Here is a 25621-nt window from a genome sequence, read left to right as displayed (position 1 = left end):
CGTGGCGAGCAACCCGCTGACCGCCCTGCGTGGCACCAGCACCAAGAGCAAGATCATCGCCGGAGTGACCGTCCTGGCGGTGGTGCTCGCGGGCGTCGCGTGGTGGAGCTTCGATCGGCTCAACACCACCACCATCACCGCGTACTTCGACAAGTCCATCGGCATCTACAAGGGTTCCGACGTGCGCGTCCTGGGCGTGCCGGTGGGCCGGGTGGATTCGGTGGACCCGCAGGGCGACGTGGTCAAGGTCGTCATGAAGGTCGACCGCAGCTACGACATCCCCGCCGACGCCAAGGCCGCCCAGATCACCCCCTCGGTGGTGTCGGACCGGTACATCCAGCTCGCGCCCGCCTACAAGGGCGGACCGAAGATGGCCCGCAACGCCACCATTCCGAAGGATCGCACCGCGACCCCGGTCGAGGTGGACCGGCTCTACAACAGCATCACCGAACTGTCGAAGGCACTCGGCCCGGAGGGCGCCAACAAGCCCGACGGCGCCACCGGTGAAGGCGCACTGAACCAGCTGGTGCGCACCGGCGCGGCGAACCTCGCCGGCAACGGCGACGCGCTGGGCAACAGCTTCACCCAGCTGTCCAAGGCCGCGCACGTGCTCTCCGATTCGCGCACCGACATTTTCGACACGGTCAAGAACCTGCAGACCTTCGTGCAGACGCTGGCCGACAACGACGCGCAGGTGCGGACCTTCAACACCCAGCTGGCCTCGCTGGCCGGGTTCCTGTCCGACGAGCGCCAGACCCTCGGCCAGGCGCTGAACCTGTTGTCGGTCGCGCTCGGCGACGTGGCCCGGTTCATCGACAACAACCGGGACCTGGTGCAGTCCAATGCCGATGCGCTGACCAAGCTCACCCAGACCCTCGCCGACCAGCGCGACGATCTGGCCAAGGCGCTGCCGCTCATCCCGACCGCGCTGAGCAACCTGATCAACGTGCACAACGGTGAGACCGGCACGCTCGACATGCGTCCCAACTTCACCGACCTGCAGGATCCGTTCGGCGTCATCTGCAAGATGCTGGACCTGGGCAAGCTGCGTCCCGGCGACCCCAAGTTCGACGCCATCTCGCGTCAGCTGCAGCCGATCCTGAACAACTGCAAGATGATCACCGATCAGCTCACCGCGGGCGTGAAGACACCCTCGCTGGTGTTGCCCTTCGGCATCCTCAGCGGCGAGAACGAGCAGCACAACCCGGTCCCCGGCACCGTCCCCGGCACTCCGTCCGACCAGCTGCCGCCGTCGCAGCAGGAAGGTGGGCAGCGATGAGCGCCAACCGGATTCGCGGCGGCCGGGTCCGGCGCATCGCCCTCCTGGCCACCTCGCTGGGCGCGGTGACGCTGATGGCGGCCGGCTGCGGCGCGGACAGCATTCCGCTGCCCGGCGGCCCGAGCATCGGCAAGCACCCGCTGCACCTCGACATCCGCTTCTCCGACGTGCTGGACCTGGTCCCGCAGTCGTCGGTGAAGGTGGACGGTGTCGCGGTGGGCCGGGTCGACAAGATCCGCATCGCCCCCGACAACGCCTGGGAAGCCAGCGTGCAGGTGCTCGTCGACGACAGGGTGAACCTGCCCGCCAATGCCCACGCCGAGGTCAAGCAGACCAACCTGCTGGGTGAGAAGTACATCGAACTGTCCGCTCCCGCAAAGGATGCCGATTCCGCGCGGCTGAAGGACGGCGCCAAGATCCCGGTCGAGAACACCCGCACCGCCACCGAGGTGGAGCAGGTGCTGGGCGCGCTGTCGCTGCTGCTCAATGGCGGCGGCGTGGCGCAGCTGCAGCCGATCGTGGTGGAGCTCAACAAGACTCTGGGCGGCCGCGAAGGCAAGGTCCGGGACCTGCTGAGCCAGGCCAACACCCTGATCAAGGGCCTCGACGACCAGGTCGACAACATCACCCGCGCGCTGGACAGCCTCGACACGCTGACCAGCCGGGTGGGGCAGCAGACCACCCAGATCTCCAAGATCCTCGACGAGCTGCCCGGCGGCATCAAGATCCTCAACGAGCAACGGCCACAGCTGATTCAGCTGCTGGGCCAGCTGGATCGGGTGGGGCAGGCCGGATTCGACGTGCTGAACAAGTCCAAGGACAACCTGATCACCGACCTGTCCTCGCTGCGGCCCACGCTGCAGGCGCTGGGCTCGTCGGCGGGTGACCTGGTGACCGCGTTCCCGCTCATCCCGACCTACCCGTTCCCGGACGAGGCCATCAAGTCCGCGTTCGGCGGCCAGGTCAACACCTGGCTCTCGGTGGACCTGCAGATCGGCACCCTGCTGTCGAATCTCGGTGTGGGCAAACAGGATCCGCAGTACCTGCCGCCCGCGGGCCGCCAGGTCAACGTGGATCCGACCAACCCGTACTACAACGGCAACGGGCCGCGCGGCGGCTGGCCGACCGTCTCGCTGCTGCCGCTGCCGCCCACCGTGGCGCGGCCGATCGGGCAGCCGGGACCGACCGATCCGCTGGGATCGATTCTCGAGCAGCTGGGAGTGGGTGGTCCGCGATGACTCGTCTGGTGCGTAATCAGCTGATCGCCTTCGCGGTCATCGCGGTGCTCGGCGTCGTGTTCGTCGGCGCCAAGTACGTGCGGCTGGACAATATGCTCGGCTTCGGGCTGTACAAGGTGAAAGTGGAGGCCGCCGAAACCGGCAACCTGTCCAAGGGCGCGGAGGTCACCTACCGCGGTGTCCCCGTGGGCCGGGTCGGCGACCTCGACGTCACCCCCGACGGCGTGCTCATCACCCTGGAGATGAACTCCGGCAAGCCCAAGGTCCCGGCCAATGCCAAGGCGGTGGTGGCCGACCGCTCCGCCATCGGTGAGCAGTACGTGGACCTGCAGCCCACCAGCGACGGCGGGCCGTACCTGAAGGACGGCTCGGTCATCGTCGGCGCGCAGCTGCCCGTCCACGTCGAGGAGCTGCTCACCAGCGTGGACCACTTCGCCAGCACCACCGACCTGAAGGCGCTGTCCACCACCATCACCGAGCTGGGCAAGGCGTTCGACGGCAAGGGCGACGACCTCAAGATCCTGGTCGACTCGCTCAACAAGTTCAGCGCCACCGCCAGCGGTGACAACCTGCAGCAGACCCTGGCCCTGATCCGCTCGGCCCACACCGTACTGGGCACCCAGGCCGAGCAGTCCCCGGCGATCCTGCAGTTCAGCGACGGCCTCGACAAGCTCACCGCGCAGCTGAAGTCCAACGACCCGGATATCCGCCGCCTCATCGGCACCGGTACCGACGCGGGCTCCGCGATCCAGCGCCTGCTGCAGGAGAGCGGCCCGGCCCTGACCAAGGACCTCACCAACCTGCGCACCCTGCTGCTGGCCATCTCGCCGAAGTTCTACGCCCTCGGCCCGGTGCTGCAGATGCTGCCGCTGCTGCCGCTGGGTGGCTCGTCCACCGCACCCGGTGACGGCACCACCCACTTCGGCCTGGTGCTGGAGACCAACAACCCGCCCGCCTGCACGGTGGGATACGAAGGCACACAACGGATTCTGGACCAGATGAAGGCCCAGAACCCCAACTTCGACGACACCCGCGACGACTTCCCGCTCAATACCCAAGCCGGGTGCACGGTGCCGCAGGGCAGCGAGACCGACGTCCGCGGCGCGAGTCGCGCGGAGCTGGCCGACCCCAGCGTCGGGCAGCCCTGGGACGACAAGCCGAAGTACGACCCGGACAAGCTCAACCTGAACCCGGTGGCCACCCAGCTGGCCACGCTCATGGGCGTCACGCCCAAGCACTGACCGAGCTGCCCGGCACGCTCCGGGCAGCGAGATGGCACACAGTCCCGACCAGGGCGCGAAGAGAGGAAAGTATGGTGGCGGCGTGAGTCAGCACAAGGACAGCGAATCGGGGGCGAACCTCGAGAAGCCGGCAACCCCGCCGGTTCCCGAAACAACCCCGGACGCGTCCTTGGCGGACGTCGCGCCGGAGCCGGCCGCATCCGAGACGGAGTCGGCCGAGTCGACCGCCGTACCGGAGTCGGCCGAATCCACCACCGTGCCGGACGAGCCCACTGCGCCGGACGAACCTACTGAGCCGGCCGCTGTGCCGGACGAGCCCGCTGAGCAGGTCGCCGAGCTGCCGCCGACGCCCGGTGCCGCCGGCTCGGACCCGCGGAAGCTCGTCACCGTCGGCGCGGCCGCCCTGCTGGTGGTGTCCGTGATCGCCGCCGCCGTGGTCGGATTCATCTGGTTCGGTGACGCCAAGGACAGCTCCCGGGCCGATGCCCGCGACGCCGTCCTGACCGACGCCCGCCAGGCCGCCGTCAACCTCATGTCCATCAACCCGGACGATATCGACGGGTCGCTGGCGAACATCCGGTCATCCATGACCGGCGAGCTGCTCAAGCAGCAGGAGGACGGGCAGGACCAGCTCAAGCAGACCGCCCAGGACTCCAAGACCCGCATCGGGGCCACCGTCGAGGGCATCACGGTCACCGCGCTCAACAGCGAGCTCGACCATGCCTCCGCCTTCGCGGTCCTGAAGATCACCCGCAGCTGGCCCGGTGGCCAGCCCGCGTCCTTCCGCCAGCTGTGGACCCTCGACCTGGTCAAGGTCGGCAGCACCTGGAAGGCCGAGAAGGCACAGAACCTCGGCGAGCCGGTGCCCCTGGGCTCGGCCGCGCCGCAGCAGGACGCGCCCCAGCAGCCGACTTCGACCCAGCCCACCCCCAAGCCGGGCAACTAGGAGGGAGTGACCATGGCCAACCGGAAACGACCCGTCAACCGCGTCACCCCGCGCCGCCCGGCCGCCCAGCGCGGCACCGCGTCGCGCACCACCGCCGCCGACGTCCAGGCCGGGAGCACCGAGCGGAAGACCACGAGCGCCCGGTCCACCTCCGAGCGTTCGGATCGGACCGCGTCGCGCACCACCCCGCCGCGCGGTCCGGGTCTGTCCAAAGACAGTGCCCCGCAACAGTATTCCAAGCCGACCGGCCAGGGCGGATTTTGGCGTAACTGGGGTGTCGCCACGGTGTGCGCAGCGCTCTCCGCGCTACTGCTGGCCTTCGCGATCACCGGTGCCGTGCACCACTGGGTGAGCAAGCCCGATTCGGACTCGGGCAATCTGGCCTACGTCGACAACAAGGCCACCGACGAGGTGAAGGCCGCCGGCGACCACGCGCTGACCACGCTCTACGGCTACAAGGCCGCCGAGATCGACAAGTGGAAGGCCTCGGTCAACTCGGTGCTCACCGACAAGATGCAGAAGGACTTCGCCAAGTACGTCGACACCACGGTCGAGACCATCAAGCAGACCCAGACCGACACCGACGTCAAAACCGATCCGATCGGCGTGACCCTTCTCACGGGCGACCGTGCCGAGCTCCTGGTCAATCTGAACATCTCCGCGGTCAAGGACGGCAAGCCCGAACCCCTCGCCTCGGGTCCGATCGTGCTGCGCATGCAGAAGGTCGGCGGTCACTGGCTGGCCGCCGAGATCACCGACAAGTAAGCGCCTCCCCACCGTCGCATGCCGGTGTCTTTCCGGCATCGCACGACGTCGGAAGGTGATCTTGTAGGGGGACAGGCGATCTCGCGATTTGTCAACTCGGGCCGCCACTTGACGAGTTTCGTCCGACCCGTCACGCTATTCACAACAGCGGCGGCTGTCACAGGGGACAGAACGCCGGCGAGGGCCTTGCGAACGCAGCCAGCGGACTTGCGGCCCGGCCGGAAAACCGTGTGGAGACCGTCACTCGACTGTGGTGATATCGGCGTTCTGATCGCCGGATATCGACACGGACACACCGGGGCGAAGTTGCCGCCCGCGGATCGCCACGGGTGGTACTTTGACACCCCCGTAGGTTTGGGTGTAGTTTTGGACGTTGCGCTGGCTGCCTCCTGTCCATACCTCGATCGCATCACGAAAGTTCCACCTTCCGGTGTTACTTCCGCTGTTTGCTGTTCGGGTTTCGTTCGGGTCGTAACCAGCGGAATTCGTAGCAGACAAGCGACGGTCGCGGACCACCACGCGACGCGCGTGAGGTGCTGGAAGGACGCATCTTGGCAGTCTCCACCCAGACCAAGGCCGGTATCCCCGGAGCCCCGAAGCGGGTGTCTTTCGCGAAGATTCGTGAGCCCCTGGAGGTTCCCGGACTTCTCGATCTACAAACCGAATCGTTCGCCTGGCTGGTCGGTTCAGCAGACTGGCGTGAGCGTGCCATCGCGCGCGGCGACGTCACAAATCCCGTCGGGGGCCTCGAGGAGGTGCTCGAGGAGCTGTCTCCGATCGAGGACTTCTCCGGCTCCATGTCGCTGTCCTTCTCCGACCCACGCTTCGAAGAGGTCAAGGCCTCCATCGAGGAGTGCAAGGACAAGGACATGACCTACGCGGCGCCGCTGTTCGTGACCGCGGAGTTCATCAACAACAACACCGGTGAGATCAAGTCTCAGACGGTCTTCATGGGTGACTTCCCGATGATGACCGACAAGGGCACGTTCATCATCAACGGCACCGAGCGCGTCGTCGTGTCGCAGCTGGTCCGTTCCCCGGGTGTGTACTTCGACGAGTCGATCGACAAGTCCACCGAGAAGACGCTGCACTCCGTGCGTGTCATCCCGTCGCGCGGTGCGTGGCTGGAGTTCGACGTGGACAAGCGCGACACCGTCGGCGTCCGCATCGACCGCAAGCGTCGTCAGCCGGTCACCGTGCTGCTCAAGGCGCTGGGTATGACGACCGAGGAGATCACCGAGCGCTTCGGCTTCTCCGAGATCATGATGTCCACCCTCGAGAAGGACTCCACCCCGGGTCAGGACGAGGCGCTGCTCGACATCTACCGCAAGCTGCGTCCGGGCGAGCCGCCGACCAAGGAGTCCGCGCAGACCCTGCTGGAGAACCTGTTCTTCAAGGAGAAGCGCTACGACCTGGCTCGCGTCGGTCGCTACAAGATCAACAAGAAGCTCGGCCTGAACCTGGACAAGCCGGTCACCGGTTCGACGCTGACCAAGGAAGACATCGTCGCGACGATCGAGTACCTGGTCCGCCTGCACCAGGGCGATCGTCTGATGACGGCCCCCGGCGGCTCCGAGGTCCCGGTCGACGTCGACGACATCGACCACTTCGGCAACCGTCGTCTGCGGACGGTTGGCGAGCTGATCCAGAACCAGATCCGCGTCGGTCTGTCCCGCATGGAGCGCGTCGTGCGTGAGCGCATGACCACCCAGGACGTCGAGGCGATCACCCCGCAGACCCTGATCAACATCCGCCCGGTCGTGGCGGCGATCAAGGAGTTCTTCGGCACCTCGCAGCTGTCGCAGTTCATGGACCAGAACAACCCGCTGTCGGGTCTGACCCACAAGCGTCGTCTGTCGGCGCTGGGCCCGGGTGGTCTGTCCCGTGAGCGCGCCGGCCTGGAAGTTCGTGACGTCCACCCGTCGCACTACGGCCGCATGTGCCCGATCGAGACCCCGGAAGGCCCGAACATCGGCCTGATCGGCTCGCTGTCGGTGTACGCGCGGGTCAACCCGTTCGGTTTCATCGAGACCCCGTACCGCAAGGTCGTGAACGGCCGGGTCACCGATGAGGTCAAGTACCTGACCGCCGACGAGGAGGACCGCCACGTTCGTGCGCAGGCCAACTCTCCGGTCGACGCCGACGGCAACTTCCTCGACGACAAGGTGCTCGCGCGCCGCGGCAACGAGGAGATGGAGTACGTCGCGCCGACCGAGGTGACCTTCATGGACGTCTCGCCGCGCCAGATGGTGTCGGTCGCGACCGCCATGATTCCGTTCCTCGAGCACGACGACGCCAACCGTGCCCTCATGGGCGCGAACATGCAGCGTCAGGCCGTGCCGCTGATCCGTTCCGAGTCGCCGCTGGTCGGCACCGGCATGGAGCTGCGCGCCGCCGTCGACGCCGGCGACGTGGTCGTGAACCAGAAGGCCGGTGTGGTGGAAGAGGTTTCGGCCGACTTCATCACCGTGATGCACGACGACGGCACTCGCCGTTCGTACCGGCTGCGTAAGTTCGAGCGTTCGAACCAGGGCACCTGCGCCAACCAGCGTCCGATCGTGGACGAGGGTATGCGGGTGGAGGCCGGGCATGTGCTCGCCGACGGTCCGTGCACCGAGAACGGTGAGATGGCGCTGGGCAAGAACCTGCTCGTGGCGATCATGCCGTGGGAGGGTCACAACTACGAGGACGCGATCATCCTGTCGCAGCGCCTCGTGGAGGACGACGTGCTGACCTCGATCCACATCGAGGAGCACGAGATCGATGCTCGTGACACCAAGCTCGGTGCCGAGGAGATCACCCGCGACATCCCGAACGTCTCCGACGAGGTCCTGGCCGACCTGGACGAGCGTGGCATCGTGCGTATCGGTGCCGAGGTTCGTGACGGCGACATCCTGGTCGGCAAGGTCACCCCGAAGGGTGAGACCGAGCTGACGCCGGAGGAGCGGCTGCTGCGCGCGATCTTCGGTGAGAAGGCGCGTGAGGTGCGTGACACCTCGCTGAAGGTGCCCCACGGTGAGTCGGGCAAGGTCATCGGTGTGCGCGTGTTCTCGCGTGACGACGATGACGATCTGCCCCCGGGCGTGAACGAGCTGGTGCGTGTTTACGTCGCGCAGAAGCGCAAGATCCAGGACGGCGACAAGCTGGCCGGCCGCCACGGCAACAAGGGTGTCATCGGCAAGATCCTCCCGCAGGAGGACATGCCGTTCCTGCCCGACGGCACGCCGGTCGACATCATCCTGAACACCCACGGTGTGCCGCGTCGTATGAACATCGGCCAGGTGCTGGAGACCCATCTGGGTTACATCGCCAAGACCGGTTGGCAGGTCGACGGTTCCCCGGACTGGGCGAAGAACCTGCCCGAGGAAATGATCGGCCAGCCCGCCGACACGAACATCGCCACCCCGGTGTTCGACGGTGCGCGTGAGGAAGAGCTGACCGGCCTGCTCGGTTCGACGCTGCCGAACCGCGACGGCGAGAAGATGATCAACGACGACGGCAAGGCCATCCTGCTGGACGGCCGCTCCGGCGAGCCGTTCCCGTACCCGGTCTCGGTCGGTTACATGTACATCCTGAAGCTGCACCACCTGGTCGACGACAAGATCCACGCGCGTTCGACCGGTCCGTACTCGATGATCACGCAGCAGCCGCTGGGTGGTAAGGCGCAGTTCGGTGGTCAGCGCTTCGGTGAAATGGAATGTTGGGCCATGCAGGCGTACGGCGCGGCCTACACCCTGCAGGAACTCCTCACCATCAAGTCGGACGACGTTGTCGGCCGCGTGAAGGTGTACGAGGCGATCGTCAAGGGCGAGAACATTCCGGAGCCGGGTATCCCGGAGTCGTTCAAGGTTCTGCTCAAGGAGCTCCAGTCGCTGTGCCTGAACGTGGAGGTGCTGTCCTCGGACGGTGCCGCCATCGAGATGCGCGACGGCGACGACGAGGACCTGGAGCGCGCCGCGGCGAATCTGGGTATCAACCTGTCCCGCAACGAGGCTGCGACGGTCGACGACCTGGCGCAGTGAGCGAACGGTCCTGGAGCGCCGGGAGGCGCTCCAGGGCAACGGATTTGAACTTTTGCTCATTCTCAACCCGAACAGGGGAAAGGAAGTTACGTGCTAGACGTCAACTTCTTCGATGAACTCCGGATCGGCCTGGCGACCGCCGAAGACATTCGCAACTGGTCTTTCGGCGAGGTCAAGAAGCCGGAGACCATCAACTACCGCACGCTGAAGCCGGAGAAGGACGGCCTCTTCTGCGAGAAGATCTTCGGTCCCACCCGGGACTGGGAGTGCTACTGCGGTAAGTACAAGCGTGTCCGCTTCAAGGGCATCATCTGTGAGCGCTGTGGTGTCGAGGTGACTCGTGCCAAGGTGCGTCGTGAGCGCATGGGCCACATCGAGCTGGCCGCCCCGGTCACCCACATCTGGTACTTCAAGGGTGTGCCGTCGCGCCTGGGCTACCTGCTCGACCTCGCGCCGAAGGATCTGGAAAAGATCATCTACTTCGCCGCGTACGTGATCACCTCGGTCGACGACGAGCTGCGCCACAACGAGCTGTCCACGCTCGAGGCGGAGATGGAGGTCGAGAAGAAGTCGGTCGCCGATCAGCGCGACGCCGACCTCGAGGCCCGCGCCCAGAAGCTGGAAGCCGACCTGGCCGAGCTGGAGGCCGAGGGCGCCAAGTCCGACGTCCGCCGCAAGGTCAAGGACGGCGGCGAGCGCGAGATGCGTCAGCTGCGCGACCGCTCCCAGCGTGAGCTGGACCGGCTCGACGAGATCTGGACCACCTTCACCAAGCTGGCCAAGAAGCAGCTGATCATCGACGAGGTGATCTACCGCGAGCTGCAGGACCGCTACGGCGAGTACTTCACCGGTGCCATGGGTGCCGAGGCGATCCAGAAGCTCATGGAGACCTTCGACATCGCCGCCGAGGCCGAGAACCTGCGCGAGACCATTCGCACGGGCAAGGGCCAGAAGAAGCTGCGCGCGCTGAAGCGTCTGAAGGTCGTGGCCGCGTTCCAGACCAACGGCAACTCGCCGATGGGCATGGTCCTCGACGCCGTGCCGGTGATCCCGCCGGAGCTGCGCCCGATGGTGCAGCTGGACGGTGGCCGCTTCGCGACCTCCGACCTGAACGACCTGTACCGCCGCGTCATCAACCGCAACAACCGGCTGAAGCGACTGATCGATCTGGGTGCGCCCGAGATCATCGTCAACAACGAGAAGCGCATGCTTCAGGAGTCGGTGGACGCGCTGTTCGACAACGGCCGTCGTGGCCGTCCGGTCACCGGTCCGGGTAACCGCCCGCTGAAGTCGCTGAGCGATCTGCTCAAGGGCAAGCAGGGTCGTTTCCGTCAGAACCTGCTCGGTAAGCGTGTCGACTACTCCGGCCGTTCGGTCATCGTCGTCGGTCCGCAGCTGAAGCTGCACCAGTGTGGTCTGCCCAAGCTGATGGCGCTCGAGCTGTTCAAGCCGTTCGTCATGAAGCGTCTGGTCGACCTGAACCACGCGCAGAACATCAAGTCCGCCAAGCGGATGGTCGAGCGTCAGCGTCCCCAGGTGTGGGATGTCCTCGAAGAGGTCATCTCCGAGCACCCGGTGCTGCTGAACCGTGCGCCCACCCTGCACCGCCTGGGTATCCAGGCCTTCGAGCCGCTGCTGGTCGAAGGTAAGGCCATCCAGCTGCACCCGCTGGTGTGTGAGGCGTTCAACGCCGACTTCGACGGTGACCAGATGGCCGTGCACCTGCCGCTGTCGGCGGAGGCGCAGGCCGAGGCCCGCATCCTGATGCTGTCCTCGAACAACATCCTGTCGCCGGCGTCGGGTCGTCCGCTCGCCATGCCGCGTCTGGACATGGTGACCGGTCTGTACTACCTGACTCGCCTGGAAGAGGGCGCGAAGGGCGAGTACCGCGCGGCCACCAAGGACGAGGCCGAGTTCGGCGTCTACTCCTCGCCCGCCGAGGCGCAGATGGCCGTCGACCGCGGTGAGCTGACCGTGCGTTCGCTGATCAAGATTCGTCTGACCGAGCAGCGTCCGCCGAAGGACGTCGAGGCCGAGCTGTTCCCGGACGGCTGGCGGCGGGGCGACGCGTGGATCACCAAGACCACGCTGGGCCGCGTCATCTTCAACGACCTGCTCCCGGCGGACTACGCGTTCATCGACGAGCCGATGCCGAAGAAGCGTCAGGCGGCGATCATCAACGATCTCGCCGAGCGCTACCCGATGATCGTCGTGGCGCAGACTGTCGACAAGCTGAAGGACTCCGGCTTCTACTGGGCCACCCGCTCCGGTGTCACCGTCTCCATGTCGGACGTGCTCGTTCCGCCGGAGAAGGCGGAGATCATGGAGCGCTACGAGGCGCAGTCGGATCAGATCGAGAAGAAGTACCAGCGTGGTGCGCTCGATCACCAGGAGCGCAACAACGCCCTGGTCAAGATCTGGCAGGAAGCGACCGAAGAGGTCGGTAAGGCGCTGCGCGCGCACTACCCGGCCGACAACCCGATCATCACGATCGTCGACTCGGGCGCGACCGGTAACTTCACCCAGACTCGTACCCTCGCCGGTATGAAGGGTCTGGTTACCAACCCGAAGGGTGAGTTCATCCCGCGGCCGATCAAGTCCTCCTTCCGTGAGGGTTTGACGGTTCTGGAGTACTTCATCAACACCCACGGTGCGCGAAAGGGTCTGGCCGACACCGCGCTTCGTACCGCCGACTCGGGTTACCTGACCCGTCGTCTGGTGGACGTGTCGCAGGACGTCATCGTGCGCGAGACCGACTGTGGCACCGAGCGCGGCATCGTGGTGCCGATCGCGGAGAAGCAGGCCGACGGCTCGCTCATCCGGGACGCCCACGTGGAGACCAGCACCTACGCTCGTACGCTGGCCACCGACGCGGTGGACGCGAACGGCAATGTCGTCGTCGAGAAGGGCCACGACCTGGGCGATCCCGCCCTGGAGGCACTGCTCGAGGCCGGCATCACCGAGGTGAAGGTCCGCTCCGTGCTGACCTGCACCACCGGCACCGGCGTGTGTGCCACCTGCTACGGCCGCTCGATGGCGACCGGCAAGCTGGTGGACATCGGCGAGGCCGTCGGTATCGTCGCCGCCCAGTCCATCGGTGAGCCCGGTACCCAGCTGACCATGCGTACCTTCCACCAGGGTGGTGTCGCGGGTGACGACATCACGGGTGGTCTGCCCCGAGTGCAGGAGCTCTTCGAGGCTCGTGTGCCCAAGGGCAAGGCCCCCATTGCCGAGGTGTCGGGTCGCGTGCGGCTCGAGGACGACGACCGCTTCTACAAGATCACGATCATCCCGGACGACGGGTCGGACGAGGTCCTGTACGACAAGCTGTCGAAGCGTCAGCGTCTGCGGGTGTTCAAGCACGAGGACGGCTCCGAGCGTCTCCTGGCCGACGGTGACCACGTCGAGGTCGGTCAGCAGCTGCTCGAGGGCTCGGCCGATCCGCACGAGGTGCTGCGCGTGATGGGTCCGCGTCAGGTGCAGGTCCACCTGGTCCACGAGGTCCAGGAGGTGTACCGCTCGCAGGGTGTGTCCATCCACGACAAGCACATCGAGGTGATCGTCCGCCAGATGCTGCGCCGCGTCACCATCATCGATTCGGGTGCGACCGAGTTCCTCCCGGGTTCGCTGGTGGAGCGCGCCGAGTTCGAGTCCGCCAACCGCCGCGTGGTCGCGGAGGGTGGCGAGCCCGCCTCGGGTCGCCCGGTGCTGATGGGTATCACCAAGGCGTCGCTCGCGACCGATTCGTGGCTGTCGGCGGCCTCCTTCCAGGAGACCACCCGCGTGCTCACGGACGCCGCGATCAACTGCCGCTCCGACAAGCTGATCGGCCTGAAGGAGAACGTGATCATCGGTAAGCTGATCCCGGCCGGTACCGGCATCAACCGGTACCGCAACATCCAGGTTCAGCCCACCGAAGAGGCCCGCCAGGCCGCGTACGCTGTCCCGTCCTACGACGAGAGCTACTACAGCCCGGACGGCTTCGGCACCTCCACCGGTGCCGCGGTCCCGCTGGACGACTACGGCTTCAGCGACTACCGCTGAGCCTTGTAGGCAGTCAATGGAATTCGGCCCCCGCTCCGATCGGAGCGGGGGCCGAACTCTTTTCACGTCCGGGTGCGTATCGCGGGTTTATGCTGGTTGCGGCGATTTGGCCCATCCCCCGGTGGAGGAGCTGGCATGTCCGTTGGTCGTGTTCGTCATGGCGTCTTCGCGGCGGTCTTCGGGGTGGCGGTGCTGTCCCTGTGGGCGCCGCAGGCCGCGGCCGATCCGGGCGGCGGGCCGGGCGGCTGTCAGCATGGTGGAGTGCTCAGCGGCACCAGGATTTCCGGTACCGGCAGCGCCGGCCAGAGCGTGCGGCGGGAGGCGGATCTGTGGGGATGCTCCAGTCCGTTGCTGCCCGGCATCGTGGCGGGGCATTTCAGCGCCGAATTGCCGTTCAACAGTCTCGACGCGCCGTCCATGGGCCAATTCGCCTGGGCCGACGGCAGTTTCAGCACGGTGATCGCCCAGCCCAATGCGTTGTGGACGATCACCGACGGGCCCGGCAGCGGGCACACCTTCCGGTTCAACCTCGCCGGTGAGATGAACGTGTGGTGGTACCACTGGGACAGCAGCATGCCCGTGGACTCGATGATCTTCCTCGAGTGAATCGGGAATGCTCGAGTGAATCGGGAATGCGAACGGCCCGCGCTCTGACGAGGAGCGCGGGCCGAATTGTGCTGCGGGGCGGGTCAGTTCGCCGGTTGGGGGGCGGCGGGGAGGGCGGCGAAGACCGGGCGGAAGAGGTTGCCGGTGCCGGGGGCGAGGGTGTCGACGTAGCTGAGGGCCGCGTCGGTGGCCTGCTGGCCGCCGGACATCTGGAGCCCGATGGCGCCGCCGACCACGCCGCCGACCACGGCGAGCAGGGGAGCGGTGATGAAGTCGAGGACGAACAGGCCGACGGGGAAGCCCGCGATGAAGCCGATGGTGGCGCCGATGGCCGCGCCGGTGGCTACGGCGGGGAGGTTGGCCTGGACGACGTCGAAGAAGTGCTGCTGGGCGTCGACCTCGCGGACCGGGGTGTCGGATTCCGCGATGGGGGTGAGGGTCAGCCGGCGGTTGTCCTGGTCGATCGTCGGGGTGAATTCGGCTGTCTTGCCGTCGATGTCGTACTTCAGGGGGACCGTGGAGACCAGGACGCCGTCGTCGTTGGTCACGATGACGGCGTCGCCGTCCCAGGTGGCGAGGAAGTGCCCGGCCTGCAGGGTGCTGACGGCGGCGCGATGGTCGGCGGTGAGGGCCACGTCATAGCCAATGTTGTGATCGGTGCCCTTGATCTGCAGGGCGGGTTGCTCCGGAGCCTGCGCCGGTTCGGCGGTTGCGGTGCCCGCGACCGTGGTCGCGGTCAGGCAAAGCAGGGCGGGCGCAATGTATTTGGTTATAGCCATCGTGGTTTTCCTCGAGTTGCGGACTGGTTCCCCGACATTTGCGACAAACTACCGTTATCAACTCGAGATGTGAAGGGTTGTGGCGCACAAGTGCAATCGACACATGGAATCGGCAGGTCAGCGCCGGTGTCAGGAGTGGGGCGTGCCGGTCGCGAGTGGGTCGTCCGCGGGCTCGCCCAGCCGGACCACCACCACGCCGATGAGAATCAATGCGCCACCGAGCAATTGGATCGGCGCCGGCGCCTGACCGAGCAGCGCCCAGGAGAACAGAATGGCGGCCAGCACCTCGCCGAGCGCCGCGAAGGACGCCAGCCGGGAGCCGAGCAGCCGGGTGGCGGCAATGCCGGTCACGTACGAGACGGCGGCGGTGATCACGCCGAGCGCGAGCAGCGGCGCCCACCAGTCCACCGTGAAGCCCTGGAACGCTACGGACGCCGTGGTGGCGTGCAGCGGCACGATGCCGATCAGCCCGGCCGCCAGAATGCCGAGCCCGCCGACCAGCAGTCCGCCGGTGGCCAGCACGGTGCCGGGTACCTGATCCCCGGCGTGCGCCGACAGGATGAAATACGCTGCCGCGCCGACCATCGCGCCCAGCGCCCAGGTGATGCCGACCCAGCTGGTGGCCGTCCCGGAGTTCGGGTCGAGCACCAGGATCAAGCCGGTCACGCCGATGATCGCGCCGAGAACGGTTGCGCGACCGGGCTTCTGGCTGTGCCGCAGCCACAGCCACACCACCACCGCGATGGGTGCGGTGTATTCGATGAGCAGTGCCACCGCGACATCCATGTGCGCGACGGCATTGAAGTAGGCCAGCTGCGCGGTGGCGACGGCCAGCAGGCCGTAGCCCGCGAGCAGGGCGGCATTGCGGCGCAGCAGGTTCCAGTCGCCGCGCAGCTGCCGCACGGCCACGGGCAGCAGCACCAGCGCGCCGAGTAGCACCCGCACGATGACCACGGCGGCCGGACTCCAGCCGGCGTCGATGAGCCCGCGGGCCAGCGGGCCGGAGAGCCCGAATGCGGACGCCGACAGCGCGGCGCAGAGCAGTCCGGAGCGCAGCCGCTGCGACACCGCCGCCCTGTCATGAGTCAAAGTCGCCATGACAAATGACGCTAAGCGGCCCGGGTGTAATCTGTCAAAGTGATTTTCGCTGATGACACAGTGGCGGCCATGGCGGCGGCGGTGGAACTGGTGAACTCGGCCGAGGACCCGGACACCCTGACCGAGATCGCCCAGCTGGACGAGTTTTTCGTCAAGCACGGCTACACCGGCGTCCATGCCCGCACCCGGGCGGAGCTGACGGCCGTCCGCGCCCAGCGCGCCCCGCTGCGCCGCTTGCTCACCGCCGACCGCAACATCGCGGTCGACCTGGTGAATGCCATCCTGGCCGAGCATCGCGCGGTGCCGCGGCTGGTCCGCCACGACGGCCTCGACTACCACATCCACGCGGTGCCGCCCGAGGCTCCGCTGGATGTCCGCATGGCCGTCGAGACCGCCATGGCCATGATCGACCTGATCCGCGCCGACGAGCTGTCCCGGCTGGCCATCTGCGCCGACGAGACCTGCGCGGGCATCGTGCTGGACCTGTCCCGCAACCGTTCCCGCCGCTACTGCTCCACGGCCTGCACCAACCGCAATGCGGTCGCGGCCTACCGGGCTCGCAAGATGGTCGGCTGAGCCCGCGGGACGATCAGCTGATCACGTCGGCGAGCCGATCCACCTGATCGGCGTCGCGGCCGTAGCAGTACAGCATCACCTCGTCCGCCCCGAGATCGCCGAATTGCCGGATGGCGTCGCGGATTTCGCCGGGCGTGGTCAGCATGCCGTCGACCATGAAGTCGGCGCGGCCGGAGAATTCGTAGTACGCGCCCATGGACGCGCGGGCGTCGTCGAGCACGGCGGCCGGGCCGAGCGCGACATTGACCTGGGCCACGATGCGGGGCGCGCCGGCGCGGCCGTGGTCGCGCCAGGAACGGCGGACGGTGTCGAAGAGCCCGCCCGCCCAGGAGGGCGCGGCGGCCGCGAGGAAGCCGCCGCCCCAGCGGCCGACGCGTTCCAGCGCCGCGGGCTGGAAGCCGCCGAAGAGCAGTTCCGGGCCGGGGAGCGAGCTCGGTGCGGGGCCGATGGGCCCGCAGGTGGAACTGAACGGTTTGCCCGCCCAGAGGTCGCGCATGAGGCCGATCTGCTGATCGAGGCGGCGGCCGCGAGTGTGCAGGTCGGTGCCGGAGGCCTCGTGGTCGTCGGCGCGCCCGCCCACGCCGAGCCCGAGCACGAAGCGCCCGCCGGACAGCACATCCAGGGTGGCGGCCTGTTTGGCGAGCAGTGCGGGATCACGCAGGGGTGCGATGAGGACCTCGGTCTGCAGCTTGACGCGGCTGGTCGCGCCGGCGAGCACGCCGAGGGTGACCAGCGGTTCGGGATTGTCGTAGACCAGCCGGTCGAGCAGGCCGAGGGTGGAGAAGGGGCCGGCGTCGGCGCGGCGCGCCCAGTCGAGCAGGGCGTGGGGATCGGAAATGGGAAGTCCGAGACCGATGTGCATGGGGATGACCTCCATGGAGAGATGAGTGGGCACAACTGCACTGCCGCCCACTCCGCGCCTCTCCGGAGGCGGATGCTCTCATTCTGCGGCACAACTTCTGGAGAGCATCTCTTGGATTGTGGCCAATATAGGACGCTTTCGAACAATGTCGCAACCCGGCCGGTAGCTCCGGGTGCGCGGGGCGGGGTTCGGCGATAGTGTGGCTGCGCCGCCCTGGCGGGCCGGTGGATGGTGCTAGCGTGCCCGTACGCTGTACGAGTTCAATCGGGGTTTTCCAGGTAATGACGATGAGAACACAACTGCCGCTGCGGCCCTACGATGTCGTGCTGATCGGCGGCGGCATCATGAGCGCAACGCTCGCGATGCTGATCAAGCATCTGGAACCCAGCTGGACCATCGGCGTGTACGAGCGATTGCCCGAGGTGGGTTCCGAAGCGTCGGCGGCCTGGAACAATTCGGGCACCGGCCATGCCGGACTGTGCGAACTCGATTACACCACCGAGAATCCCGACGGCAGTATCGATATCGAGCCGGCGCTGGAGCTCAATGAGCAGTTCCAGCTCACCCGGCAGCTGTGGGCGTCGCTGGTGGAATCCGGGGTGCTGCGCAAGCCGGAGACCTTCATCAATCCAGTCCCGCACCTGACGCTGGCGCGCGGGCAGCGGGAAGTGGATTTCCTGCGTCGCCGCCACGAAACCATGTCCGCGCACCACCTTTTCGCGAATATGCGATTCAGCGACGACCCGGAGGTCATTGCCGACTGGGCTCCGCTGATCACCCGGGGCCGTGACGCCTCCGAGCCGATCGCCGCGACCCGCGATATCACCGGTAGCGATGTGGATTTCGGCGAACTGACCGGCCAGCTGTTCCATTGGCTGCGCTGGCAGGATGTCGAGATCCACCGCAATTGCGAGGTGCGCGGACTGCGCCGCAACAATGACGGCACCTGGCAGTTGCGGGTCGACTGGCGCACCGACAACGACCGCCTCACGCGAAAGGTGGACGCCCGCTTCGTATTCGCGGGCGCGGGCGGCTGGGCGCTGAAAATCCTGCAGCGGGCCGGTGTTCCGGAAGTGCGCGGTTACAGTCTGCTGCCGGTCAGTGGTCGATTCCTGCGCTGCGACAATCCCGCCGTGGTGGCCGAGCACGACGGGAAGGTCTACGGCAGTGCGCCCTCGGGTGCGCCGTCGATTGCCATGCCGCACTTGGATACCCGGGTGGTGAACGGCGATCGCGCGCTGCTGTTCGGTCCGTACGCGGGGGCGAATCCGCGTTTCCTGAAACGGGGTTCGCTCTTCGACGCCGCGGGGTCGGTGCGGCCGGGCAATGCGGGTGCGATCGCGGCCATGCTGAAGTCGAATCCCGAGCTTATGCGGCTGCTGGTGACGCAGCTGGCATCGACCCGCAAGAGGAGGCTCGCCGCCCTGCGGGAATTCGTCCCCGAGGCGCGCGCCGAGGACTGGACCCTGATCACCGCGGGTCAGCGCGCCCAGCTGGTGAAGCCGGATCCGGAGCAGGGCGGGGTGCTGGAGTTCGGGACGGAAGTCGTTGCCGCGCAGGATGGTTCGATCGCCGCGGTGCTGGGCGCGACACCGGGTGCGTCGACCGCCCCGGTGATCCTGCTGGAGGTGCTGGAGCGCTGCTTCCCGCGCTACTCCCGGCTCTGGGAGCCGCGGTTGCGCGAGCTCATGCCGACACTGGGGCAGAGCCTGGCCAAGGATCCCCGGCTGGCGCGCCAGACCATGGCCCGGACCGCGGAGGCGCTGGGGCTGGCCGGCCGGGTGGTGGGCTGATCCGGCGGGCAGCTGCCGTGGATCCGTGGCAGGAAGCTGCCGTGGACAAAGCCGCGCCCGGCCCGGTATGAAATTGGAACAGGTTTCAATTTCTGGCCGGGTAGGAGAGGCGATGGACAGCGCTACCAAGGACGAGGCGAACGCCGCCATGGGTGAGATGGTGATGGCGGGCTTCCAGAAGCTCGGCTTCATCCAGTTCACCGGCATCGAGGGCGTGCACTACGCCCCGGGCCGCAATGTGGTCCGCATGGCCGCGCGCCCCGAGCACTTCAACCACAATGGCGATATCCACGCCGCCCTGCTGTTCGGCCTGGCCGAGACGGCCGCCATGGGCGCGTCCATCTCCGGCATCGTGGACCTGCTCGGCGACACCTTCATCGTCGCCCGCAACGGCCGCATCGAATACCTGGCCCGCGCCAAGGGCGAGGCGGGCCCGTTCAGCGCCACCGCAGAGCTGACGCCGGAGACCATCGCCGAGACCCGCGCGAACATCGAATCCGGCACCGAGATCGAGCTCGAGGTGCCGGTGACGATCGCCGACGTCACCGGCAAACCCGTGGCCCGCGCCGCCTTCACCGCGGTGATCCGGCCGCGCCGGAAGTGATTCCGGCTCCAGCGAGGTGACTCAGCGCTCGCTGTCGAGCATGGCCATCTGCGCGGGCGCGTAGCGGCCGCCCGCCACCTGGTCGGCGGGCACGGCCGCCTCGATGGTGGCCAGCTCGGCCTCGGACAGCCGAATGTCCACCGCCGCAACGGCTTCCGCCCAGCGTTCCGGACGCCGCGCGCCGATCAGCGGCACGATGTCCGTGCCCCGCGACAGCACCCAGGCAATGGCCAGCTGGGCCACGCTCACCTGGTGTTCGGCCGCGATCTTCGCCAGCGCGTCGACCAGGCGCAGGTTGGCGTCGAGGTTCTCGCCCTGGAAACGCGGGCTGTGCGCCCGGAAATCGGAGGGTGCGAACTGCTGCCCGGGCCGCAGCGAATCGCTCAGCAGGCCGCGGGAGAGCACCCCGTACGCGGTGATGCCGATGCCGAGTTCCCGTGCGACGGGCAGGATTTCGGCCTCGATGCCGCGCGAGACCAGGGAGTATTCGATCTGCAGGTCCACGATCGGGTGCACGGCCGCCGCGCGGCGCAGCGTCTCCGCGCCCACCTCCGACAGGCCGATGTGGCGGATGTAGCCGGCCTGCACCAGCTCCGCCAGGCCGCCGATGGTCTCCTCGATCGGAATGTTCGGGTCCAGCCGGGCGGGCCGGTAGATGTCGACGTAGTCGGTGCCCAGTCGCTGCAGGGAGTAGGCGAGGAAGTTCTTGGTGGCTGCGGGCCGGGTGTCGACGCCGCCGAAGCTGTTGTCGGGTCCGCGCAGCGCGCCGTACTTCACGCTGAGCAGGATGTCCTCGCGTTTGCGGTCGGCCAGCGCCTGCCGGATCAGCAGTTCGTTGTGGCCCATGCCGTAGAAGTCGCCGGTGTCGATGAGGTTCGCGCCCGAGTCGAGGGCGGCGTGCACGGTGGCGATCGAGACGGCGTCGTCGGCCGTGCCGTACATGCCGGACATACCCATGGCCCCGAGGGCCGGGCGGGAGACGGCGGGCCCGGTCTTGCCGAGCTGAACGGTGCTGAGGTTCGTGGTCATGCCGATAACACTGCGCCTCCGCGGCGGGGTCCGGGAGAGGAGCGTTCATCCAGGGATCGGCGATCCCTGGTTACCGCCGGTGGACGGCTGGGGCGGAATTCGCGCGGCGCAGACTGGGATCGCCGGTACCTGGCTAGCGGGCCCGGGACGGGGGACAGTGGTGAGGTGGATCGAACCGAGCTGGCCGACTTCCTGCGCCGCCGCCGTGAGCAGCTGCAACCCGCCACCGTCGGGTTGCCGCCGGGCGCGCGCCGCCGCACCCCCGGCCTGCGCCGCGACGAGGTCGCCATGCTCGCGGGCATGTCGACCGACTACTACACCCGGCTGGAGCAGGCGCGCGGCCCGCGCCCGTCCGTGCAGGTGCTGGCGTCGCTGGCGCGGGCGCTGCGACTGACCGACAGCGAGCGCGACCACGTCTACCACCTGTCCGGCCACCAGGCCCCCGCGCGCGGCGGCGACAGCCACGTGGGACCGGGCCTGCTGCACCTGCTCTCGAAGCTGGACGACACCCCGGCCGTGGTCATCTCGGACCTGGGTGAGGTGCTGGTGCAGAACCGTATGCACACCCTGCTGTCCGGGGACTACTCGCAGCGGCGCGGGCTGGAACGATGCATCCCGTGGCGCTGGTTCACCGAACCGGGCTCCCGCGCCATCTTCCCGCCGGAGGACTGGGAAGCCATGAGCCACAAGCATGTCGCCGATCTGCGCGCGGTCTCCGCCCGCCGCGCCGGCGACGCCGACGTGACCGAGCTGGTGGCCCGGTTGCGGGCCGCCAGCCCGGAGTTCGAGCGGCTGTGGAACGAGCACGAGGTGGGTACCGGAACCGGCCACATCAAGCGCATGGTCCACCCGGAAGTCGGTGTGCTGGAGCTGATCTGCGAACCGCTGCTCACCCCCAGCGCCACCCGGCACGTGCTGATCTACTACCCCGCGCCCGGCACCGACACCCAGGAGAAGCTGGATCTGTTGCGGGTCATCGGAACTCAGTCGATGACCAGCCGCTGACTGCCGGCCGCAACGAAATCGGCCCCGAACCAGTGCGGTTCGGGGCCGACCTTGTCACTCGTGCGGCACGCCGCAGCGGCGCTTGCGCGGCTTCAGATGCAGCCCCGGCAGCGGCGGCGCCGGGATCCGCTGGTCCGGCGTGTGCCCGGCGATATCGGCGAAGCGGCCGACATCGTGCTTCTCCCAGTCGTTGCGGGCCTGTTCGATCTCCTCGTGGCTGCGGGCCACGAAGTTCCACCACATGACCAGATCCTCGCCGAACGGTTCACCGCCGAGCAGCAGCAGATGCGCGCCGCCCGTGGATTCGTGCAGCCGGAGGGACTCCCGGTCGCTGCCCAGGTAGAACAGGCTGCCGGGCGCGACGTCGGTGTCGTCGACGCGGAGCCCGCCCGTGATCACCAGCACCGCGTGCTCGAAGTCCGGATTCAGCGGCAGCGTCACCGCCGCGCCCGCCTCGAGCCGCAGATCGGCGCCGACGATCGGGGTGTAGGCCCGCGCCGGGGAGGTGGCCCCGCCGAGCGAGCCCATCAGGACGACGCCGTGCAGCCCCGGCAGCGTGAACTCGGGCAGGTCCCGATGCTGCTCGAAATGCGGTGCGATATCCCGGGATTCGTCCGGCAGTGCCACCCACAGCTGGAGCCCATGACCCGAGATGTGGCCCGGCACTCGATATTCCGAGTGCGCGATGCCGCGTCCGGAGGTCATGAGGTTCAGCTGCCCGGGTGCGATCTCCACATCCGAGCCCACACTGTCGCGGTGACGGATCCGCCCGTCCAGCGGCCACGTGACCGTCTGCAATCCGATATGCGGATGCGGGTCGATGTCGTGCCCCTCCGGGTTGGCGGGCGAGCCACCGTCGAAATGGTCCAGGAAGCACCATGCGCCGACCGTCGGCAGGTCCCGCTGCGGCAGCGAGCGGAAGACGGTCACCCCGCGCACGCCACCCAGCGGCACCTCGCGGGCCGGGAAGAACTCGGCGCGTGGCCCGGGGCGCCCGGACGATTCGCACAGCGCCTCTTCCGGCCGCGGCTCCAGATCACTCATGCCCGCTCCTCCCTGCTCACCTCTTGATGCCCTTGCCCACCACGTATTCGTCGTATTCCGGGTGCTTGTCCAACCAGCCCTTGATGAACGGGCAGCGTGCCACGATGACGCGGCCGCGGGCGATCACATCCTTGATCGCCTCCTGCGCGAGCAGATTCGCCAGGCCCTTGCCGCTGAATTCCTGATCCACCTCGGTATGAATGAAGGTGGTGTCGTTGTCGTCGCGCTCGCGGTACTCGCTGAACCCGGCGAGCGAATTCCCGTACCACACCTCGTACCGGTGTTGCGCGTCGTTACGAACGACTGCGGCCGTCACGGCCTGTTCGCTCATTGTTCAGTTCTCCTTCCGCACCCGCACCGGATGTCTGCTCATAATCGACACGCGATTGAACGCGCCGATAGTGGTCGCAGCCCAGATGAGAACGGACATCTGGTCATCCGACAAATGTTGCCGCGCAGCAGCATACTCACGCTGCATGGTCTCCTCATCCGGCAATGAAGTGACCGTCTCGGCCACCGAGAGTGCGGCCTGCTGCAGTTCTGTGAACAGGTACGGACTGCGGTGCCAGGTGGTCAGGACATCCAATTGCTGCTGGGTGACACCGGCTTCGCGGGCGTACCGGGAATGCAGGTCCAGGCAGAACGGGCAACCGGTGAGCTGGGAGACGCGGACATTCACCAATTCCATGACCGCGCGGTCCAGATCGGCGGCCGCGGCGGCGTTCCGCACGGCGAACGCGACGCTGTTGAGTTCGCGGAAGACCTCGGGCGTCTGCTTGTCGATCCACACCCGGTCGTGAGTTACAGGCGACTGCATAGTGGCTGCATCGTAAGCCGAGAATGTGAACCGTGCCTTCTGGTCTGAAAATTGGTGTTTCAGACCGAGGTCTTCCGGGTGAACTCACCGGGGTCTTCCGCGTGAACTCAGCGTGCCGCGGCCGCCCGCTGCCGGGCGAAGAAGTCGAGCACGGCCGCGTGCCAGGCATCGGGCTGCTCCACCATGACGACGTGCCCGCCCGGGAGCTCGGTGTACTCGGCCCCCGGAATCCCGGCGGCCTGTTCGCGGGCGTTGGCCGGATCGCAGAGCAGGTCGCCGGCGAGCCCGATGACCAGCGTCGGCACCGCCACCTGCGGCAGGTCGGCGCGCACGTCCGTGTGCTCGATCAGCGCCGCCTGCGCGGCCGTGCCGCCCGGGATGTTCGCCGCGGTCTGCGCCAGGATCTCCGAAAGCTGCTCTTCGGGAAGGGCATTCACGAAGTCCGCGCTGAACCCGGCGAGCAGGGCGAACCGTGCGAAGGATTCGCGGTCCCCGGCCGCCAGGGCGCGCTGCCACAGTTGGATGTTCAGTCGCGACCGATTGTCGGGCCTGGCGAAGCCGCCGGTGAGCACCAGCCCGCGCACCCGCTCCGGATGCCGCACCGCCGCCCGGATCGCCACCGCGGTGCCGAGGGAGAAGGCGACGATCGACAAGGTCTCGGCCCCGCGAGCCACCGCCTCGGCGATCAGGGCGTCGGCGAGCGAGTCCAGGGTGAGCGGAGTGTCGTCGGCCGGGTAATCGGACCCGATGACCAGGTGATCGGTGGCGAGCAGGGGGATCAAGCCGCCGAAGTTGGCGTCGATGCCGCCGCCTCCGCCGTGGGCCAGCACGATGGTGGGGCCGGAACCGGAGACCTGGGTGGTGAGGACCGGGCTTTCGGGAGAAATGTTCGTCATGGCGGCGACGTTAGGGATTCACATGGGTGTGAAGGTCAACGCGATGTGCGGGAGGTCACAGTGCTGATCGGCGAACTGTCCCGGGCCACCGGGGTGCCCGCCCGGTTGCTGCGCTACTACGAGGAGCAGGGACTGCTTGTCCCGCACCGGGATTCGAACGGCTACCGCAGCTACCCCGCCACCGCCCCGGATCGGGTCGCCCGCATCCGCGAACTTCTCGACGCCGGACTGCCCACCCGCGATATCCGGGAACTGCTGCCCTGCGCCACCGAATCCGGCTTCCAGCACTGCGATCACTCCCGGCAGGTGGTGAGCGACGGCCTGGATCGCCTCGACGACCAGATCGCCGAGCTGACCCAGCGCCGTATGCTGCTGGCCCGGCAGCAGGACGCGGTCCTGGCCGCGCCCTACGACCCGAATCCCGGTGTGGCCGAGGCGTCCTGAGCCGGCTCGGAACGATCAGGCGGTTTCTTCCCGAAGGCGGCGATTGACCTCGGTGAAACCCGCTGCCACAGCGGCCAATTGCTCCGGAGTGAAGGCGTCGACGAAGAATTCACGCACCGTCTCGACGTGGCCCGGGGCGGCCTGTTCGAGGCGCTCGCGTCCGGAGTCGGTGAGGCGGGCGTAGACCGCGCGTAGATCGGTGCGGCAGTTGCGGCGGGTCACCAGGCCCGCCTTCTCCAGCTGGTCGACCTGGTAGGTGAGCTTGCTCTTGGAGTTGAGCAGTGTCGAGGCCAGTTCGGTCATGCGCAGTTCGCCGTCGGGGGCGGCGGCGAGGCGGACCAGGATCTCGTATTGCAGGTGGGAGAGTCCGGAGTCCCGCTCGAGCTGTCTGCCGAGTCGGCGTTCCAGCAGGCTGGAGGCGCTCAGGAAGGCCAACCAGGCCGCCCGTTCCTCCTCGTTCAGCCAGCGTGGACTCATCTGCCCAGGTTACAGCCGGTTGTTCGGGTTGGAATAACCTCCGGGCCCTTGCGGTT

Annotated in this window: 22 protein-coding genes; 13 read left to right on the top strand and 9 right to left on the bottom strand. The window is 67.5% G+C overall.

The features are described from left to right. Position 1: 1 nt before the first annotated feature. The 8 genes from ACFXIV_RS11125 to ACFXIV_RS11090 all read left to right on the top strand — a co-directional run bounded on the left by ACFXIV_RS11125 (position 2) and on the right by ACFXIV_RS11090 (position 14141). Entirely contained in the window at positions 2–1279 is a 1278-nt protein-coding gene (locus ACFXIV_RS11125) for an MCE family protein (RefSeq protein ID WP_379399509.1), read from the top strand. Beyond that, entirely contained in the window at positions 1276–2517 is a 1242-nt protein-coding gene (locus ACFXIV_RS11120) for an MCE family protein (protein ID WP_379399508.1), read from the top strand. Before ACFXIV_RS11125 ends, ACFXIV_RS11120 begins: the two co-directional genes overlap by 4 nt. Then, positions 2514–3758, top strand: coding sequence for an MCE family protein (locus tag ACFXIV_RS11115; RefSeq protein WP_379399507.1), 1245 nt, complete (start codon positions 2514–2516; stop codon positions 3756–3758). The genes ACFXIV_RS11120 and ACFXIV_RS11115 overlap by 4 nt, the downstream gene beginning before the upstream one ends. An 82-nt stretch (positions 3759–3840) precedes the next feature. Beyond that, positions 3841–4704: a hypothetical protein gene (locus ACFXIV_RS11110; protein WP_379399506.1), complete on the top strand. Its 864-nt coding sequence runs from the start codon at positions 3841–3843 to the stop codon at positions 4702–4704. Between the two features lie 12 nt (positions 4705–4716). After that, entirely contained in the window at positions 4717–5469 is a 753-nt protein-coding gene (locus ACFXIV_RS11105) for a hypothetical protein (protein WP_379399505.1), read from the top strand. A gap of 533 nt (positions 5470–6002) precedes the next feature. Further along, on the top strand, positions 6003–9491 hold the full coding sequence (locus tag ACFXIV_RS11100) for a DNA-directed RNA polymerase subunit beta (protein WP_379399504.1): 3489 nt from the start codon (positions 6003–6005) through the stop codon (positions 9489–9491). Positions 9492–9581: 90 nt separating this feature from the next. Continuing rightward, complete coding sequence (locus ACFXIV_RS11095) at positions 9582–13535, top strand: DNA-directed RNA polymerase subunit beta' (protein WP_379399503.1); 3954 nt, start codon at positions 9582–9584, stop codon at positions 13533–13535. Positions 13536–13670: 135 nt separating this feature from the next. Further along, positions 13671–14141 (top strand): hypothetical protein, encoded by a 471-nt coding sequence (locus ACFXIV_RS11090; protein WP_379399502.1) that lies wholly within the window; start codon positions 13671–13673, stop codon positions 14139–14141. Positions 14142–14224: 83 nt separating this feature from the next. Here ACFXIV_RS11090 and ACFXIV_RS11085 read toward each other — a convergent pair whose 3' ends face one another. Together ACFXIV_RS11085 and ACFXIV_RS11080 are read right to left on the bottom strand one after the other, a co-directional pair. Next, the gene (locus ACFXIV_RS11085; RefSeq protein ID WP_379399501.1) at positions 14225–14920 is read right to left on the bottom strand and encodes a hypothetical protein; all 696 of its coding nucleotides are present in this window, start codon (positions 14918–14920) and stop codon (positions 14225–14227) included. A gap of 129 nt (positions 14921–15049) precedes the next feature. Further along, positions 15050–16018: a DMT family transporter gene (locus ACFXIV_RS11080; protein ID WP_379399500.1), complete on the bottom strand. Its 969-nt coding sequence runs from the start codon at positions 16016–16018 to the stop codon at positions 15050–15052. A gap of 39 nt (positions 16019–16057) precedes the next feature. On the opposite strand from ACFXIV_RS11080, the gene ACFXIV_RS11075 reads away from it, so the two are divergent. Further along, positions 16058–16594, top strand: coding sequence for a CGNR zinc finger domain-containing protein (locus tag ACFXIV_RS11075; RefSeq protein WP_379399499.1), 537 nt, complete (start codon positions 16058–16060; stop codon positions 16592–16594). Between the two features lie 13 nt (positions 16595–16607). On the opposite strand, the gene ACFXIV_RS11070 is transcribed toward ACFXIV_RS11075, so the two are convergent. Beyond that, a complete protein-coding gene (locus tag ACFXIV_RS11070; protein ID WP_379399498.1) occupies positions 16608–17489 on the bottom strand; it encodes an LLM class flavin-dependent oxidoreductase in 882 nt (293 codons plus the stop codon). 254 nt (positions 17490–17743) lie between these two features. On the opposite strand from ACFXIV_RS11070, the gene mqo reads away from it, so the two are divergent. Both mqo and ACFXIV_RS11060 read left to right on the top strand, forming a co-directional pair. Continuing rightward, a complete protein-coding gene (gene mqo / locus ACFXIV_RS11065) occupies positions 17744–19249 on the top strand; it encodes a malate dehydrogenase (quinone) (RefSeq protein WP_379399497.1) in 1506 nt (501 codons plus the stop codon). Between the two features lie 112 nt (positions 19250–19361). Then, positions 19362–19853 carry a PaaI family thioesterase gene (locus ACFXIV_RS11060; RefSeq protein ID WP_379399496.1) on the top strand — a complete coding sequence of 164 codons (492 nt, stop codon included), beginning with the start codon at positions 19362–19364 and terminating at the stop codon, positions 19851–19853. Between the two features lie 21 nt (positions 19854–19874). On the opposite strand, the gene ACFXIV_RS11055 is transcribed toward ACFXIV_RS11060, so the two are convergent. Next, on the bottom strand, positions 19875–20882 hold the full coding sequence (locus tag ACFXIV_RS11055; RefSeq protein WP_379399495.1) for an aldo/keto reductase: 1008 nt from the start codon (positions 20880–20882) through the stop codon (positions 19875–19877). Between the two features lie 165 nt (positions 20883–21047). Between ACFXIV_RS11055 and ACFXIV_RS11050 the strand changes: the two genes are divergently transcribed. Next, on the top strand, positions 21048–21887 hold the full coding sequence (locus ACFXIV_RS11050; protein ID WP_379399494.1) for a helix-turn-helix transcriptional regulator: 840 nt from the start codon (positions 21048–21050) through the stop codon (positions 21885–21887). Between the two features lie 54 nt (positions 21888–21941). On the opposite strand, the gene ACFXIV_RS11045 is transcribed toward ACFXIV_RS11050, so the two are convergent. The 4 genes from ACFXIV_RS11045 to ACFXIV_RS11030 all read right to left on the bottom strand — a co-directional run bounded on the left by ACFXIV_RS11045 (position 21942) and on the right by ACFXIV_RS11030 (position 24644). Next, on the bottom strand, positions 21942–22931 hold the full coding sequence (locus ACFXIV_RS11045; protein ID WP_379399493.1) for a pirin family protein: 990 nt from the start codon (positions 22929–22931) through the stop codon (positions 21942–21944). Positions 22932–22947: 16 nt separating this feature from the next. Next, positions 22948–23262: a GNAT family N-acetyltransferase gene (locus tag ACFXIV_RS11040; protein ID WP_354836525.1), complete on the bottom strand. Its 315-nt coding sequence runs from the start codon at positions 23260–23262 to the stop codon at positions 22948–22950. Positions 23263–23265: 3 nt separating this feature from the next. Next, entirely contained in the window at positions 23266–23748 is a 483-nt protein-coding gene (locus ACFXIV_RS11035; protein WP_379399492.1) for a carboxymuconolactone decarboxylase family protein, read from the bottom strand. Positions 23749–23855: 107 nt separating this feature from the next. Then, positions 23856–24644, bottom strand: a complete 789-nt coding sequence (locus ACFXIV_RS11030) for an alpha/beta fold hydrolase (protein ID WP_379399491.1) — start codon at positions 24642–24644, stop codon at positions 23856–23858. Between the two features lie 45 nt (positions 24645–24689). Between ACFXIV_RS11030 and ACFXIV_RS11025 the strand changes: the two genes are divergently transcribed. Continuing rightward, positions 24690–25088: a MerR family transcriptional regulator gene (locus tag ACFXIV_RS11025; protein WP_379399490.1), complete on the top strand. Its 399-nt coding sequence runs from the start codon at positions 24690–24692 to the stop codon at positions 25086–25088. A gap of 15 nt (positions 25089–25103) precedes the next feature. On the opposite strand, the gene ACFXIV_RS11020 is transcribed toward ACFXIV_RS11025, so the two are convergent. Further along, positions 25104–25565 carry a MarR family winged helix-turn-helix transcriptional regulator gene (locus ACFXIV_RS11020; RefSeq protein WP_379399489.1) on the bottom strand — a complete coding sequence of 154 codons (462 nt, stop codon included), beginning with the start codon at positions 25563–25565 and terminating at the stop codon, positions 25104–25106. Positions 25566–25621 lie beyond the last annotated feature (56 nt).

It is taken from the genome of Nocardia sp. NPDC059236, from assembly GCF_042754085.1.
Taxonomy (GTDB): domain Bacteria; phylum Actinomycetota; class Actinomycetes; order Mycobacteriales; family Mycobacteriaceae; genus Nocardia.
This window is presented reverse-complemented; position numbering and strand designations above follow the sequence as displayed.

What these genes read in the sequence shown, in the direction of transcription:
- ACFXIV_RS11120 (WP_379399508.1), top strand. Translation starts at nt 1,276, where the DNA reads ATGAGCGCCAACCGGATTCGCGGCGGCCGGGTCCGGCGCATCGCCCTC.
- ACFXIV_RS11115 (WP_379399507.1), top strand. Translation starts at nt 2,514, where the DNA reads ATGACTCGTCTGGTGCGTAATCAGCTGATCGCCTTCGCGGTCATCGCG.
- ACFXIV_RS11105 (WP_379399505.1), top strand. Translation starts at nt 4,717, where the DNA reads ATGGCCAACCGGAAACGACCCGTCAACCGCGTCACCCCGCGCCGCCCG.
- ACFXIV_RS11090 (WP_379399502.1), top strand. Translation starts at nt 13,671, where the DNA reads ATGTCCGTTGGTCGTGTTCGTCATGGCGTCTTCGCGGCGGTCTTCGGG.
- ACFXIV_RS11085 (WP_379399501.1), bottom strand. Translation starts at nt 14,920, where the DNA reads ATGGCTATAACCAAATACATTGCGCCCGCCCTGCTTTGCCTGACCGCG.
- ACFXIV_RS11080 (WP_379399500.1), bottom strand. Translation starts at nt 16,018, where the DNA reads ATGGCGACTTTGACTCATGACAGGGCGGCGGTGTCGCAGCGGCTGCGC.
- mqo (WP_379399497.1), top strand. Translation starts at nt 17,744, where the DNA reads ATGAGAACACAACTGCCGCTGCGGCCCTACGATGTCGTGCTGATCGGC.
- ACFXIV_RS11060 (WP_379399496.1), top strand. Translation starts at nt 19,362, where the DNA reads ATGGACAGCGCTACCAAGGACGAGGCGAACGCCGCCATGGGTGAGATG.
- ACFXIV_RS11055 (WP_379399495.1), bottom strand. Translation starts at nt 20,882, where the DNA reads ATGACCACGAACCTCAGCACCGTTCAGCTCGGCAAGACCGGGCCCGCC.
- ACFXIV_RS11045 (WP_379399493.1), bottom strand. Translation starts at nt 22,931, where the DNA reads ATGAGTGATCTGGAGCCGCGGCCGGAAGAGGCGCTGTGCGAATCGTCC.
- ACFXIV_RS11040 (WP_354836525.1), bottom strand. Translation starts at nt 23,262, where the DNA reads ATGAGCGAACAGGCCGTGACGGCCGCAGTCGTTCGTAACGACGCGCAA.
- ACFXIV_RS11035 (WP_379399492.1), bottom strand. Translation starts at nt 23,748, where the DNA reads ATGCAGTCGCCTGTAACTCACGACCGGGTGTGGATCGACAAGCAGACG.
- ACFXIV_RS11030 (WP_379399491.1), bottom strand. Translation starts at nt 24,644, where the DNA reads ATGACGAACATTTCTCCCGAAAGCCCGGTCCTCACCACCCAGGTCTCC.
- ACFXIV_RS11020 (WP_379399489.1), bottom strand. Translation starts at nt 25,565, where the DNA reads ATGAGTCCACGCTGGCTGAACGAGGAGGAACGGGCGGCCTGGTTGGCC.